The following is a 13847-nucleotide window of genomic DNA, read 5'->3' as shown; positions in this document are numbered from 1 at the left end:
GGTCTACGCTGTGGCTCGCGGCCACCGCACGATCTTTGGTTGTCTTCACAAACTCCGAATGATCACGCGGTGGCCGTCGCCATGTGACCCGAACGCTGCAAGATCGCCAAGTGTCACTGGAGTACTAGCCGATGCGCTCGGCGATCCAGGCCTGCACGCGCTCGGCCACGCCAGGCATGCGGTAGAGGGGGGAGCTGTGGTTGCTGCCCGGCGCGGCGTAGACCGTCACGGGCACTCCGACCTGGCCCAGCATCTGCTTGAGCAACTGGCTCTGCACCGGCGGCACGAACTCGTCCTTCGAGTGCACGGCCAGCACCGGCGCGTCCTTACGGCTGGCGTGCCAGGCCACCTCCATGCTGGCCCACACGCGCGAGCACTTGCCCTTGGGATGGCAGCCGCCCGCCAGGCGGATGGCGGCGGTGCGCAGCTTGCGCTTGTTCCGCTCGACGGCCTTCGCGCCGTCGGCGTAGGCGCGCAGCGGCGAGATGATCGGCGACAGGCCCACCACGCCCTTGAGGCCGGCGATGCCGTCGCCGTAGGTGCCGACGGCGGCCGCGATGTGGCCGCCGGCGGAGAAACCGACCACCACGTAGTTGCCGGGGTCGAACGCCCACCTGTCGGCGTGCTTGCGGGCCGTCGCGATCGCCGCCAGCGCGTCGGTGCGCTGCGCCGGCCAGGCGGCGTCGCCGGACAGGCGGTAGTTGAGGTTGAAGACCGTGTAGCCGAGCTCGGCGTAGGTCTGCGTGATCTCCTTCATGTATCTTTTGTCGCCGCTCGACCACCAACCGCCGTGGATCAGGAAGACACCCGGGCGCTCCATGCCGTCGGGGGTCCACCACACGTCCATGCTCTGGCGCTTGTGGCGGCCGTACGCGACGGTTTCTAACGCGAGGCCCCCAAGCCCATCGGGACTCAGGGGATTACTCACCGTAGGACCCGGTGTGGGCTCCTTGGTCGCATTCGCGGCGACGACCGGTGTGAGCACAACGGCAGCGAGCGTCAGAACACCCACGGAAACCGCAGTTCGCACGGCCTTCCTTTCCCCCAAGCAGATGGTCGGCCCCATTGTGGGGGAAGAGACCAGTAGTTTGCATCTTGTTGGCTATGAACATACGCCGGCAGGCATGTTGCCAGAATAAAGCGCATGGCCGCCACTCCTTGGGAATATGTACAGGTGAACAACGTGGATGACGTTCTGATCGGTCTTGATCCCGAGCAGCGGGCGGTCGCCGAGGCCGTGCGCGGGCCGGTGTGCGTGCTGGCGGGCGCGGGCACGGGCAAGACCAGGGCGATCACCCACCGCATCGCGTACGCGGTCCGCAGCGGGGTCGTCGAGGCGCGGAGCGTCCTGGCTGTGACGTTCACCACGCGCGCGGCGGGCGAGCTGCGCCAGCGCCTGCGCACGCTGGGCGCTCCCGGGGTGCAGGCGCGCACCTTCCACGCGGCGGCGCTGCGCCAGCTCACCTACTTCTGGCCGCGGGTCATCGGCGGCGAGGCGCCTTCGGTGATCGAGTCGAAGCTGCCGGTGCTGGTGGAGGCCTGCCGCCAGGTCCGGAGAAATCCCGACCGGTCCGAACTGCGGGACATCGCCGCCGAGGTCGAATGGGCCAAGGTCACCCAGATCGGCCCGGAAGACTACGTCGCGGCCGCGGCCAAACACCACCGCACCCCTCCCGTGCCGGCCGAGGAGGTGGCCCGCCTCTATAACACGTACGAGCAGATCAGGCGCGAGCGCCACCTGGTCGACTTCGAGACCATTCTCGAGCTGACCGCGGCCGTGATGACCGAGCACCAGGAGGTGGCGGCCCAGATCCGCCAGCAATACCGCTACTTCGTCGTCGACGAATACCAGGACGTCAACCCGCTGCAGAAGCTCCTGCTCGACACCTGGCTCGGCGGGCGCGACGACATCTGCGTGGTCGGCGACCCCAACCAGACCATCTACTCCTTCACCGGCGCGAGCCCCCGCTACCTCACCGGGTTCGCGGTGGAGCACCCGGAGGCCGCCGTCATCAAGCTGGTGCGCGACTACCGCTCCACACCCCAGGTGGTCGACCTGGCCAACCTCGTCATCGCCAAGGGAAAGTCCCCCCACCGCCTCGAACTCGTCGCCCAGCGCCCCGACGGCCCCAAACCGGCGTTCGCCGACTACGACGACGAGCCGGCCGAGGCCGCGGGCGTGGCCAGAGCCATCAGGAAGCTCCTCGACAAGGGCGTGCCCTCGCGCGAGATAGCCGTGCTCTTCCGCGTCAACTCCCAGTCCGAGGCCTACGAGGAGGCCCTTTCCAAGGCCGAGATCCCCTACGTCCTGCGCGGCGCCGAGCGCTTCTTCGAACGGCCCGAGGTACGCCAGGCGGTCGTCCTCCTGCGCGGCGCCGCCCGCTCCGCGGCCGGCGAACCCCTGGCCTCCGAGGTGCACCACATCCTCGCCGGCATCGGCCTGACCCCCACGCCCCCCTCCGGAGGCGGCAAGGCCCGGGAGAAGTGGGAGTCGCTGAAAGCCCTGGCCGACCTCGCCGAGGACATGGCCGCCGAGGGCGCCGACCTGCCCACGTTCGTCGCCGAGCTCGAACGCCGCGCCTCCGAGCAGCACGCCCCGCCCGTCGAGGGCGTCACCCTCGCCTCACTCCACGCCGCCAAAGGCCTCGAATGGGACGCCGTGTTCCTGGTCGGCCTGACCGACGGCATGCTGCCCATCATCTACGCCGAAACCCCCGACCAGATCGAGGAGGAACGCCGCCTCCTCTACGTCGGCATCACCCGAGCCCGCGAACACCTCTCCCTGTCCTGGGCCCTCGCCCGCGCCCCGGGCGGGCGCAAGAGCCGCCGCCCCTCCCGATTCCTCGACGGCCTCACCGGCCGCGCCTCCGCTCCGGCCCGCGTCGCACCGCCGTCCCGCGAACGCCGCCAGGTGGCCGCGCCGGTCAGCTGCCGCGTCTGCGCGAAGACGCTGGTGGCGGCCGCCGAACAGAAACTCGGCCGCTGCTCGACCTGTCCCGCCGACTACGACGAGGCCCTCCTCGAACGCCTGAAGGCCTGGCGCACGGCCACGGCCAAGGAAGCCAAGATCCCGCCGTACGTCGTCTTCACGGACGTGACCCTCCAGGCGATCGCGGAACGCGCGCCCGGAACGGAGCAGGAACTGCTGTCGATCGCCGGCATCGGCAAGGTCAAGTTCGACCGCTACGGCGAAGCCGTCCTCGCCCTCTGCCGCCACCCCTGACACATCCGATCACGCGTAGGGGAGCCGGTCGTGACGGCGCGCCGGGCACCCCGGTCCGCGCCGCGCCGGAAGGATCCTCGCCGACCGCATGGACGGCGGGACCGCTCCGCGCGCCGGTCACCAGGAGCTGACACGATCATGTCCATGATCTTCGCACCGCCACCGGAGACCGCGGCCTGGCGACACCTCGGCGCGCGCACCGGCTTCGAGGTGGTCTGTTTCCGTCCGGCGGGCGGAGGCGGGCACCGCATCGAGGGCTGCACGACGGCCGTCGAGGACGGGATGACCTGGGCGGTCGACTACGCGATCGAGGTCGACCGCGACTGGGTCACCCGGCGTGCCGAGATCAGGAGCCGGTCGGCGGCCGGGTCCCGGCACACCGTCCTGGAGGGCGACGGCGACGGCGGCTGGCGGATCGACGGCGTGCCGGCCCCTCGCGTGCACGGCTGCCTGGACGTGGATCTGGAGTCGTCGGCGGTGACCAACGCGTTCCCCGTGCACCGGATGCACCTGGCCGTGGGCGGCGGAGCCGACGCCCCGGCCGCGTACGTCCGCGCCACCGACCTCACCGTCGAGCGCCTCGACCAGCGCTACCTCCGGGTCGCCGGCGACGGCTCTGGACAGCGCTACGACTACGAAGCGCCGGTCTTCGGCTTCGCCTGCCGCCTGGCCTACGACGGATCGGGGCTCGTCCTCGACTACCCCGGTCTGGCCGTACGGGCCTTGTGAGCCCGGCGAGGTGGTCGTGCCCCACCCGGTCCGCTCCCGCCAGCCCTGCTTGATGCCCTCGCCCTGCCGCCTGCTCCGCCGGCCCGCGCATCCTTTGATCATCCCGTCCTCGACGGCCGCTGAGCGCCGTAAGCGGTGGGCCGGGCACGGATGCCGGTCACGTCCGGATGGACGCGCCGAGTTTCGGGGCGGAATTCGGGAAGCGGCCACAACCTGTCCGCCACTCCTGCGACGGTGGTCGTCCAAGGAGCCGAGGGAGCGGATCATGTCCGCCAGGTCCTCCACGCGATGGCCTGCGACGTGCCCGCGCGCCTGCCGTACGACCAGGGCGAGACCGCGCTCCGCGGCGACGCGGCCGAGGAGATCACGGGCCACTGGGCTCGGCTGGGGACCCGCGCGGCGGGCATGCCGACCGACCGGTTCGGCGTCCCCTGGGTCGTGGCGGCCCGGCCGCCGCCCGGAAGGCAACCCGTGAAGGAGCTGGGTATGAGGACGCGCACGCTGTGCCGGACCGGAGAACAGGTCGGCCCGTACTGCCCGGGCACCATGATGTTCGGCCAGGCCGGCAACCCCGCCCGCCAACCCCCCGGCCGTCACGCACCCCGGGCTAAGCCGCAGACCGGCCGGCGAGCGCGCCGCGGCATGATGATCCGATGACCGTTCTCGACACCAGGGCGCTCAACCGCGCGACGCTGGCCCGGCAGTTGCTGCTCGACCGTGCCGACCTGCCGGTCCTGGAGGCGGTCGAGCACCTGTGCGGCCTCCAGGCCCAGGAGCCGCAAGAACCGTTCGTCGGGCTCTGGTCGCGGCTGCGCGCGTTCGACCCGGCGGTGCTCTCGGACCTGCTGGTACGGCGCAGCGTGGTGCGTACCCATCTCATGCGCCGTACCGTCCACCTCATGACCGCCGAGGACGTCCTGGCCTGGCGGGCCCGCCACGATGCCATGTTGCGCCAGCGGGTGCTCGGAACCTACCGGAGCCAACTCGCGGGGATCGATCTCGACGAGCTCGCCGCTGCCGGGCTCGAGGTGATGGCCGACGGCCGGCCCCGCTCGATGCCGGAGCTCGCGAGGGCGGTCGCCGACCGCTGGCCGGAGCCAGGCCCGCGACCGCTGGGAGAGATGCTGGTCGCCGCTCTCATCCCGATGGTGCAGCTCCCGCCGCGCGGGTTATGGCGCGCGAGGGCCGGAGTGCGCAACGTCCCCCTCTCCTCCTGGCTGGGCCGCGACATCGACCCGCCCGCCACGGACGGCTCCGACCCCGCGGGCCGAGCGCTGGTACGCCGCTACCTCGCCGCATTCGGCCCCGCCGCCACCGCCGACCTGCGCGCATGGTCCGGCCTGGCCGGACTACCCGCCGCCGTCTCCGCGATACGCGGCGAGCTGATCAGCTTCCGTGACGAGAGAGGCCGCGAACTCCTGGACCTCCCCGACGCGCCGCGCCCCGATCCCGGCACGCCAGCCCCGATCCGGTTCCTGCCCGCCTTCGACAACGCGCTCCTCGGCTATCACGACCGCAGCCGTATCGTCGACGACGCCCACCGCGGCCTCTCCGTGGCCGGCGAGCGCGTGGTCCTGGTCGACGGCCGGGTCGCCGCGACCTGGACCGTCAAGGACGACACCGTGCACGTCACCCCGCTGCGCCCCTTTTCGAGAGCCGACCGTGACGCCGTCGCCGAGCAGGGGCAGGCGCTGGCGGCGTTCCTGTCCGACGGCGACAACCGCCGTGTACGGATCGCCGCCTCTGCCTGACGGGGACGAGATCGGCGCCGCCCGTCGAGGAAGCGACCGCCCGGCCTTGCCGCCGCGCCCCCTGCTCGCCGACCGGCGGCGGGCGCCGAGCGTCGCCGGCCGCGTGGCTCCCCGGATCGCCGTCCGTGCCGGCGGGCTCCGCACCAAGACTTGCAAGGCTAAGTTAGCATGCTAAGTTATGGGCTGTGGATGGCAATCTCAGCCTCAACCTGCACGTGCTCGTCGCCCGCCTTGACCGGGCGGCCGACCGGATCCTGCGGGCCGAGCACAACATCTCCTACAGCCGCTTCCTCGCGCTGACCCTGGTGGGCGAGCTGGGCGTCTCAACGCAACGCGCCCTCGCCGACGGCCTGGGCGTGACCGAGCCGTCGGTGAGCCGCATGACCGGCGTCCTCGCCGCCGAAGGGCTTGTCGACGTGCAGCCCGACCCGGCGGGTGGGAACCGCCGGCAGCTCAGCCTCACCGACGAGGGAAAGCGCCTCGTGGCCACGCTCCGGCAGGAGTTCGAGGAGAAGCTGGCCGCCCTGGTCGCAGACAGCGGCGTGCCCTACGCCGAGTTCGCCGAGCACACCGAGCGCCTGCTCGCGACGCTCGACCGTGTGGAACGGGAGTCGACCAAATGAGCCAAACCATCCAGAACCCGCAGACGCATCAGAGCACAGTCTCCTCAACCGACGGCACGCCGATCAACTATCAGACGACAGGCGCCGGGCCGGGCCTCATCGTGCTCGGCGGCGCTCTGCGAACGTCGCAGGACTACCTGCCACTGGCCTTCTCCCTGGCCCGCTCCTTCACTGTGCACGTCGTCGACCGGCGGGGACGCGGCGCCAGCGGCCCTCAGGGGCCCGAATACACCCTGGACAAGGAAGTGGAAGACCTGCTGGCCGTCCAGGCGCGGACCGGAGCGCGGCTGGCGTTCGGCCACAGCTACGGCGGCCTCGTCATCCTCGAGACCGCACGGTCGTTCCCGGTGTTCGAGCGCATCGCGGTCTACGAGCCCGGGCTACCCGCCGGCCCTCTTCCCACAGAGTGGATGGCCCCTTACCGCGAACGGCTCGCCGCAGGCGATCCCTATGGCGCGTTCGTCCACTTCATCCGAGGCTCGGGCGGCGCGCCCGCCTTCCTGGCCAGGCTGCCCCACTGGTACCTGCGGATGGCGTTGCGCATCGCCTTTCGCGGGCCGAGCTGGCAGCGGATGCGTCCCCTTCTCCAGGCCAACCTGGCCGAGCACGAGCAGGTGGCGGCCCAGCAGGGCCGGCTTGCCGCGTTCGCGGCCGTCACCGCTCCGGTGCTGCTGCTGTGCGGGGGCCGTACACCGCACGCGAGCAGAGCGGACTTCGACGCTGTACGCGACACCCTTCCCCACGCCACCCTCGAATGTCTGCCCGGCCTCAACCATTTCGGGACGGAAGGGAGAACGGCCCCGGTCGTGGCCGAGCGCGCCCTGCGGTTCCTCCTCTGACGGCCAGCCCGAAACCGGCCCTCGGCGGGGCGGACCTGTCCAGACCTGTTCCCCACAGAAGGGGGATGCCGGCCGGGATATAACCAGCATTCGGGATCGACGGCTGCAGCACCCACGGTACGAGGTGCTCATCGACGAGGCGTCAGCTCACCCGGACTCGGGCCCTCGCCGGGCGGCACTGGCATACCTACGGCGACGTGATCGTGCAACGGGCCTCCGGGCGTCGCCCTCATGGTCGCTTGCCGCCTGGCCGCCGTCTACGAAGTGCTGAGCCGGCCGATGGGTCCGTGGGACCTCGTTCGCGAACACCCTGGTTGTCTCCGCCATTGAGAACACGTCCTCCTCGGAAACCACTGACTCGCTCGCACGCGCGCCGGAGCGGGAACCACAGACCTGCGCGAAGCGCGCCGGAGCGGAACCGCTGACCTGCCCGAACACGCCGCCAACGGGAACCGCTGACCTGCCCGAACACGACGCCAACGGGAACCGCCGAACACGCCGCCAACGGGAACCGCTGACCTGCCCGAACACGCCGCCAACGGGAACCGTAGACTCGCCCGAACACGACGCAACGGGAACTTCCTGCCGGATATGACCACGAACCGACGAAGGGGCGGCACCCGACCCCGAGCCATGCCCCTCCCCGCAGGTTGCGCGAACACGACGACAGGAACCTCCCGACGCCGACGGCAGCCGCGGCGGCCCGGGACTCACCGGCGAAGCGTGCGAAATGCCCGCTGACCTGTAACCCCGGCGAAACCGTGGCACGAAATCATCAGACAAGCCAGGCCCCCTTGCGGCCCGAAGCAAGCGGCACGCCACACTTGTCCCAAGACCGGAGAACGAAGGGGACCGACACGTGAACGAGGCGCTGAAGGAGTTGCTGGACCTGCTCGACCTCGAGCAGATCGAGCTGGACATCTTCCGGGGGAGAAGCCCGGAAGAGCGCATTCAGCGTGTCTTCGGCGGTCAGGTCGCGGCCCAGGCCCTGGTGGCGGCCGGTCGTACGGTGCCCAAAGACCGCAACGTGCATTCCCTCCACGCCTACTTCATCCGCCCGGGCGACCCGTCCATCCCGATCGTCTACAACGTCGATCGCCTGCGCGACGGCCGTTCGTTCACCACCCGGCGCATCGTGGCGATCCAGCACGGCAAGGCGATCTTCACGATGTCGGCGTCGTTCCACGTCGCCGAGGAGGGCGTGGCGCACCAGGCGTCCGTGATGCCGGTGGTGCCGGACCCCGAGTCGCTGCCCACGTTCAAGGACAGGATGTACGAGCTGGTCGCCGATCATCCTGATCTGCGCGACTGGTTGTCACGCCCGCGCCCGGTCGACGCGCGCTACGCCTCGCCGCTCACGTGGGAGGCGTTCCAGAACCCGGAGCTGCGCAGCGCCGAGACGAACGTGTGGTTCCGCTATGACGCCGAGTTGCCCGACGACCCGCTGCTGCACGTCGTGCTGGCCGCGTACGCCTCCGACTTCACGCTGGTCGACACGATACTGCTGGCGCACGGCATGGCTTGGGGAGCCTCGGACATCGTGGGCGCCTCGCTGGATCACGCCATGTGGTTCCACGGACCGTTCCGGGCCGACGACTGGCTGCTCTACGCGCAGGAGTCCCCATGGTCGGGGAGGGCGCGCGGCCTCGCGCGGGGCGAGATGTTCAACGCGTCCGGCGAACTCGTGGTCTCGGTCGTCCAGGAGGCGATGATCCGCCAGACGAAGTAGGCTCGAACCACCTGTCGATCGGCAGGCCGCAGAGCCTGTGGAATGTAACGAAATCGCAGGTAGAAAATATGTTGCCGGTTCCTGGGTTCCCGGTTTAGGGTCTTGGTCAAGCGAGTCGGACAGTCCTGTTCCGACGATCTCAGAGGGAGGAGAGTCACTGTGAACAGCATCAAGATGCCAGCCACGAAGTGGCTCGCCTCCGCGTGCCGTGACTCGGTGAGACTCGTCGATGGTCCCACGAAGTCTCGGCAGGAGAAGTCTGTCCGTAGTCAGGCCGCCGCCTATGCGCACGCCCACTTCGGCGCTGCCGCCGCACAAGCAGCTCCTGTCTACACCGCTCGTATCGAACTGCCGGCCAACCAGCTCACCAAGGGTGGACTGCGCGGTCCGCATCCCTGGCGGGATACCCCGGTCATAACCTGACCGGGAAGACCCCACCAGGCCGCGGATCCGCAGACAGGATCCGCGGCCTTCTTGTTTGTCCGTGATCCCCGACCACCCACGAGGTGCCCGAACAAGATCAAAAGATCGATCAAAGGAGAAAGCAGATGGGGGCGAAGACGATCATGGACCTGATCGACGAAGCCGAGATCCCCTGTCGTACCGACCCTGACCTGTGGTTCGCCGAGTCGCCGGAGGACGTGGAGTTCGCTAAGGCTCTCTGCGGCGGCTGCCCGATCCAGAAGGCCTGCCTGGCCCGCGCGCTCGAGCGCGAGGAGCCTTGGGGCGTCTGGGGCGGCGAGCTCATCCTCAGGGGAACCATCATTCCTCGCAAGCGTCCGCGCGGGCGTCCCCGCAAGCACCCGGTCGCTGCCTGAACCACCGCACCTACGAGCAAGAAAGCGAAAACCCATGATCACTCAGTCGACGAGGAGTCTCGCAGTGCCGGATCTCATCCATGACCTGGTGAATGACCGAATACAAACGCTGCATCGTGAGGCGGAGGAGCAACGCCTCATCGCGCGCGTCCGTCGCGTGGAGCGGGCACGGCGTGGGGTCAAGCGGGCGAACGACCGCCTCCGCAAGGCCATGAGCCACCCGTTCTGATCGGGAGATCCTGCCGCCGGCGCAGGATCTCCCCATGGAAGTCAGTCAATGAGAGCCGGGCGCGTCCAGCGCCCGGCTCTTCCTTCTGCCCGTTCCCCCCGGAAGGGGTCTCGCCTTGCCCGGTGGAATCTTCACCGAGCAACGACGAGCTGCCCAGCAGGGCCTCCCCGGTGATCCGTGCGGACGGTCGGACCTCGCGGGACGGCACCGCTGGGCAGCTCTGCCGGTTCGCGGGGCACGGTGTCGGACGCCGGGGGAAGGGGTGCAGGGCGTCGCGTGCCTCGCGCGCGCCGAGCGATCCCACGGGGCCGCGGGATCACTCGCCACGATCTCTCCCGTGCCTCTCCTCAAGGCACGGGACCGCTCAGGGGCTGGTCAGGCAGTGTACGGCGGGGATCTCCGCGGGCACGCCCGGCGCCGACGGGTCGACCACAGTGGTGAGCTCGCCGACGCTGGAAGTGAGGCAGCCGGCGATGGCCGCCGGGTCGACGACAGCGTTGGCCGCCGGGGCGGCGGAGAGCAGGCCCGCCGCCGCAAGGGCGGTAACCGCTAGCAGACGCGCGGATCCGTGCATGGGAGTCCTTCCAAGAGCATGACATCTTGCATTCAGATAATTACACACCGTAGTCAAGATGCGGTAGAGCGAACTTCGAATTCTCATCTTCCAGCCCTGCCCGGGCCCTTGGTACACCCTGCTGTCGGGTCCGATCAGTCTGAACTGTCACCTGTCAGGTCCCGGTTGACCTGGCCTGCCGTTCGTCGGGTCCCGGCCAAGTTGACCTGTCGTTCGTCGGATCCTGGCCAAGTTGACCTGCCGTAAGTTGGGTGACGACTAGCGTGACCCTGTCACCTGTCGGGTCCCGGTCATCCCGACCGCGTCATCCCGACCGCGTCATCCCGACCGCGTCATCCCGACCGCGTCATCCCGACCGCGTCACCCGCCCCGCACCCCGCCGCTCCGCACCCCGCGCCCGTCACCCGTTCGGTCCCGGCCGGATGTTCAGTCGGCAAACCCGTTCGACCCGGCCCAGGCGCACATCGATCCTGGTTGACCTGGCGCAGGATCCATCGCCGCAGGAAGGCGGCGTCGCCGAGCCCGGCTGGAATCGTCGGCGGTCAACCGATGGCCAGGGCCTCGTCATCGGGGTCGTCGGCGAAACCGGGAACCCAGCGGATCACCTCGTCGCGGAAGCGCGCCGTGGCGCCCAACTGGCACAGGACACCCACGCCCGCCGCATGGACCCGGTGGATGAGCACGTACGACGTCGGCAGGTTGAGCTGGCGGACCACGTTGGTGGGGCGGAGGTCCGTGACGCTGGCGACCTGCGCCTGCAGCCACTCCCGGCTGAAGGTGAACTCCTCCACCGCGGTCGGCTCGACATAGGGGGCGAGGAAGGCCCGCAACGCGTCGGGGTCGATCTGGATGTCCTCGCGGATGAAGCCCTCCTTGCGCAGGCCCCGCATGACGGTTTCCATATCGCCCTGGTTGAAGATGCGGGTCAGCTGGCCGAACGACTTGGGGTAGCCGTCGGGCAGGCGGTTGACCGCGCCGAAGTCGAGTACGCCGAGCTTGCCGTTGTCGAGCATGCGGAAGTTGCCGGGGTGGGGGTCGGCGTGCAGCATGCCGACGCGCGCGGGGGAGCAGAAGAGGAAACGTACGAAAAGCAGGCCTGCCCGGTCGCGCTGCTCCTTGGTGCCCTCGGCGATGATCCGGGACAGCGGTGTGCCGTCCATCCACTCGCTGACCAGCACCATCTCGTTGGCCGCGACGACGTCGGGGACGTGGAAGTCGGGGTCACCGTCGAACTCCAACGCGAACGCGTGCTGCGCCTCGGCCTCCCTGAGATAGTCGAGCTCCTCGGCGATGCGCTCCCGCAATTCGCTCAGCACGGCCTTCATGTCGAGGCCGGGCAGCAGCGAGCCGAACACCTTGCCCAGGCGTGCCAGCTGCGCGAAGTCGCCGAGCAGCGCCTTGCCCGCCCCTGGATACTGGATCTTGACGGCCACGTCGCGGCCGTCGTGCCACACGGCCCTGTGCACCTGGCCGATGGAGGCGGCGGCCGTCGGCCGGTCGTCGAAGGACAGGAAGTGCTGCCGCCAGTTGTCACCCAGTTGTTCCGTGAGCACGGTGTGGACCGTGGACGTGGGAAGCGGGGGAGCGGCGTCCTGCAGTTTGGTCAGCGTGGCGCGGTAGGGGCCGGCGATCTCCTGCGGCAGCGCCGCCTCGAAGATCGACAGCGCCTGCCCGAGCTTCATCGCGCCGCCCTTGAGCTCGCCCAGGACCTTGAAAACCTGCTCGGCAGTACGCTGCTGCACCTCCTGCGCCACGATCTCGGCGGACTTGCCGCCAAGGCGTTTGCCCAGCCCAAGAGCGGTGCGCCCCGCGAAACCGAGCGGAAGGGCGGCCAGCTTGGCGGAGCGCGTGACGGCACGGCGTGGAAGATCGCTCACACTGATGCGCGAACCTCGAAAGATCCGCTTCCCCCCTTCGTGGTCGTCCCTGAGCACGTCAGTCGCGGTTGTCATGCCATGACCATTCTTAGCGAATAAGGATTGTTTCGCATACAACGACATTGCGGATGAATGGTCCAAGACCGTCTTCTCCAACGCCAATCAGGGGTTACGTCCATTGTGCCGTTGGTCACAGCGGACTCCCGGCCATCGAGATGATCAAGCGCGTGGCCGGTCGCCGCGGCTGCGACAAGGGCAGCAAGCGTCGAGTCGCAGGCGATCTCACCGGGCGGATAACCACCCAGCCTTGCAGTGACGATAGGCCAAGCCGGGTCGTGGTCGCGCCGGGTCAGGTCGAGACAGTGCAGGCACGCGCTCTCTCCGGGCAGGACCAGCGGGCCGACGATGCCATGGCCCTCGAAGGCCGACACCAGGAGATGCGGGATGCGCAGCGCGGTCAGCTCGTTGACCAGCACCCCGTCGAGCGGGCCGACCGGCGCCAGGACGACCAGATCGGGCCGGTCCGTGGTGTCCCCCAGATACGGCCCTCCCGCCAACGCGTTGACGGACGGCGCGACCTCCCCAGGCGAATCCGCCTTGCCCGGCCGGGACCCGGCGTCACGAGCAGACGGTCGACGAACCCCACGCCCGCCCTCCGATGCCTGGGAATCAGACCGCGACCCGGACGAGGGCACGGCGACCCCGGCCGCAGACCCGGACGGGCGGTCGGACCCGGTGTCGGGATCGGGCTGGGACGGCCGGCCGCCATTGGAACTGCGGCGCGGACGGCACGCATCGGGAACTGGCTGGGATGGCTGGAGCTTCTCTGATGCAGGAGACGACGACCGGGAGGCTGGCCGGGATGGTTGGGGCGTCTCTGGAGCGGAGGATGACGACCGGAGGGCTGGACGGGGCGTTTCTGCCGCAGTGGATGACGACCGGAGGGCTGGACGGGGCGTTTCTGCCGCAGTGGATGACGACCGGAGGGCTGGACGGGGCGTTTCTGCCGCAGTGGATGACGGCCGGAGGGCTGGACGGGGCGTTTCTGCCGCAGTGGATGACGACCGGAGGGCTGGACGGGGCGTTTCTGCCGCAGTGGATGACGGCCGGAGGGCTGGCTGGGTTGTTCCTGCCGCGGATGACGGCCGGAGGGCCGACCGTGACCGCGCCACCGGGGTGGAGGGTGCGGGGGACGCGGTTGGACGGGCGGCTTCGCGTGCCTCCTGACCCGAAGTCGTGGACGGCGATCCGCGGTGAGCGGTGGCGGAGCGCATTGCGGGAGGCGGCACGGTTGCGGGCGCGGGGACGGGTGGCGTGCGGCCGCCGGAGGTGAGCCTTCTGGCGACCGTGACCGCGCCGGCCTCGCGAGTCAGGCCCAGCTCTGCCCACGTCAGACCGCCGGGTGTGATGTCGCCCGGCCGGACGACGCCCGGATCGAACACCCGGATGTTGCCC

Annotated in this window: 15 protein-coding genes; 11 read left to right on the top strand and 4 right to left on the bottom strand. The window is 69.7% G+C overall.

Annotated features, from left to right (window positions below):
- Nucleotides 1-124: 124 nt before the first annotated feature.
- The gene (locus E1292_RS45110; protein WP_246090801.1) at nt 125-847 is read right to left on the bottom strand and encodes an alpha/beta hydrolase; all 723 of its coding nucleotides are present in this window, start codon (nt 845-847) and stop codon (nt 125-127) included.
- A gap of 297 nt (nt 848-1144) precedes the next feature.
- Between E1292_RS45110 and E1292_RS45105 the strand changes: the two genes are divergently transcribed.
- The 10 genes from E1292_RS45105 (at nt 1145) to E1292_RS51880 (ending at nt 9941) form a co-directional block, all read left to right on the top strand.
- Nucleotides 1145-3223, top strand: a complete 2079-nt coding sequence (locus E1292_RS45105; RefSeq protein WP_132605944.1) for an ATP-dependent DNA helicase UvrD2 — start codon at nt 1145-1147, stop codon at nt 3221-3223.
- Nucleotides 3224-3367: 144 nt separating this feature from the next.
- Nucleotides 3368-3952 carry a putative glycolipid-binding domain-containing protein gene (locus tag E1292_RS45100; RefSeq protein WP_132605943.1) on the top strand — a complete coding sequence of 195 codons (585 nt, stop codon included), beginning with the start codon at nt 3368-3370 and terminating at the stop codon, nt 3950-3952.
- Nucleotides 3953-4186: 234 nt separating this feature from the next.
- Nucleotides 4187-4609: a hypothetical protein gene (locus E1292_RS45095; RefSeq protein ID WP_132605942.1), complete on the top strand. Its 423-nt coding sequence runs from the start codon at nt 4187-4189 to the stop codon at nt 4607-4609.
- Nucleotides 4606-5703, top strand: coding sequence for a winged helix DNA-binding domain-containing protein (locus tag E1292_RS45090; RefSeq protein WP_132605941.1), 1098 nt, complete (start codon nt 4606-4608; stop codon nt 5701-5703). Before E1292_RS45095 ends, E1292_RS45090 begins: the two co-directional genes overlap by 4 nt.
- Nucleotides 5704-5888: 185 nt before the next feature.
- A complete protein-coding gene (locus tag E1292_RS45085) occupies nt 5889-6326 on the top strand; it encodes a MarR family winged helix-turn-helix transcriptional regulator (RefSeq protein WP_132605940.1) in 438 nt (145 codons plus the stop codon).
- Entirely contained in the window at nt 6323-7165 is an 843-nt protein-coding gene (locus tag E1292_RS45080) for an alpha/beta fold hydrolase (RefSeq protein WP_132605939.1), read from the top strand. The genes E1292_RS45085 and E1292_RS45080 overlap by 4 nt, the downstream gene beginning before the upstream one ends.
- An 859-nt stretch (nt 7166-8024) precedes the next feature.
- Nucleotides 8025-8894 (top strand): acyl-CoA thioesterase, encoded by an 870-nt coding sequence (locus tag E1292_RS45075; RefSeq protein WP_132605938.1) that lies wholly within the window; start codon nt 8025-8027, stop codon nt 8892-8894.
- A gap of 159 nt (nt 8895-9053) precedes the next feature.
- Nucleotides 9054-9317 carry a hypothetical protein gene (locus E1292_RS45070; protein WP_132605937.1) on the top strand — a complete coding sequence of 88 codons (264 nt, stop codon included), beginning with the start codon at nt 9054-9056 and terminating at the stop codon, nt 9315-9317.
- A 125-nt stretch (nt 9318-9442) separates the two neighbouring features.
- Nucleotides 9443-9712 (top strand): WhiB family transcriptional regulator, encoded by a 270-nt coding sequence (locus tag E1292_RS45065; protein WP_132333100.1) that lies wholly within the window; start codon nt 9443-9445, stop codon nt 9710-9712.
- A gap of 64 nt (nt 9713-9776) precedes the next feature.
- Nucleotides 9777-9941 (top strand): hypothetical protein, encoded by a 165-nt coding sequence (locus E1292_RS51880; RefSeq protein WP_165975073.1) that lies wholly within the window; start codon nt 9777-9779, stop codon nt 9939-9941.
- 364 nt (nt 9942-10305) lie between these two features.
- Here E1292_RS51880 and E1292_RS45060 read toward each other — a convergent pair whose 3' ends face one another.
- From E1292_RS45060 to E1292_RS45050, 3 genes are all read right to left on the bottom strand, one after another.
- Nucleotides 10306-10515 carry a hypothetical protein gene (locus E1292_RS45060; RefSeq protein WP_132605936.1) on the bottom strand — a complete coding sequence of 70 codons (210 nt, stop codon included), beginning with the start codon at nt 10513-10515 and terminating at the stop codon, nt 10306-10308.
- 542 nt (nt 10516-11057) lie between these two features.
- Nucleotides 11058-12392 carry an ABC1 kinase family protein gene (locus E1292_RS45055; RefSeq protein ID WP_132605935.1) on the bottom strand — a complete coding sequence of 445 codons (1335 nt, stop codon included), beginning with the start codon at nt 12390-12392 and terminating at the stop codon, nt 11058-11060.
- 71 nt (nt 12393-12463) lie between these two features.
- A complete protein-coding gene (locus E1292_RS45050) occupies nt 12464-12868 on the bottom strand; it encodes a hypothetical protein (protein WP_132605934.1) in 405 nt (134 codons plus the stop codon).
- A 413-nt stretch (nt 12869-13281) separates the two neighbouring features.
- Here E1292_RS45050 and E1292_RS45045 point away from each other — a divergent pair, with 413 nt between their 5' ends.
- Complete coding sequence (locus E1292_RS45045; RefSeq protein ID WP_132605933.1) at nt 13282-13725, top strand: hypothetical protein; 444 nt, start codon at nt 13282-13284, stop codon at nt 13723-13725.
- Nucleotides 13726-13847: the final 122 nt, after the last annotated feature.

It is taken from the genome of Nonomuraea deserti (assembly GCF_004348685.1).
Lineage (GTDB): Bacteria > Actinomycetota > Actinomycetes > Streptosporangiales > Streptosporangiaceae > Nonomuraea > Nonomuraea deserti.
This window is presented reverse-complemented; position numbering and strand designations above follow the sequence as displayed.

Bases quoted from the DNA above. Each gene is read 5' to 3' on its own strand.
- E1292_RS45100 (WP_132605943.1), top strand. From the start codon at position 3,368: ATGATCTTCGCACCGCCACCGGAGACCGCGGCCTGGCGACACCTCGGC.
- E1292_RS45065 (WP_132333100.1), top strand. From the start codon at position 9,443: ATGGGGGCGAAGACGATCATGGACCTGATCGACGAAGCCGAGATCCCC.
- E1292_RS45105 (WP_132605944.1), top strand. From the start codon at position 1,145: ATGGCCGCCACTCCTTGGGAATATGTACAGGTGAACAACGTGGATGAC.
- E1292_RS45090 (WP_132605941.1), top strand. From the start codon at position 4,606: ATGACCGTTCTCGACACCAGGGCGCTCAACCGCGCGACGCTGGCCCGG.
- E1292_RS45045 (WP_132605933.1), top strand. From the start codon at position 13,282: ATGACGACCGGAGGGCTGGACGGGGCGTTTCTGCCGCAGTGGATGACG.
- E1292_RS45060 (WP_132605936.1), bottom strand. From the start codon at position 10,515: ATGCACGGATCCGCGCGTCTGCTAGCGGTTACCGCCCTTGCGGCGGCG.
- E1292_RS45110 (WP_246090801.1), bottom strand. From the start codon at position 847: ATGGACGTGTGGTGGACCCCCGACGGCATGGAGCGCCCGGGTGTCTTC.
- E1292_RS45080 (WP_132605939.1), top strand. From the start codon at position 6,323: ATGAGCCAAACCATCCAGAACCCGCAGACGCATCAGAGCACAGTCTCC.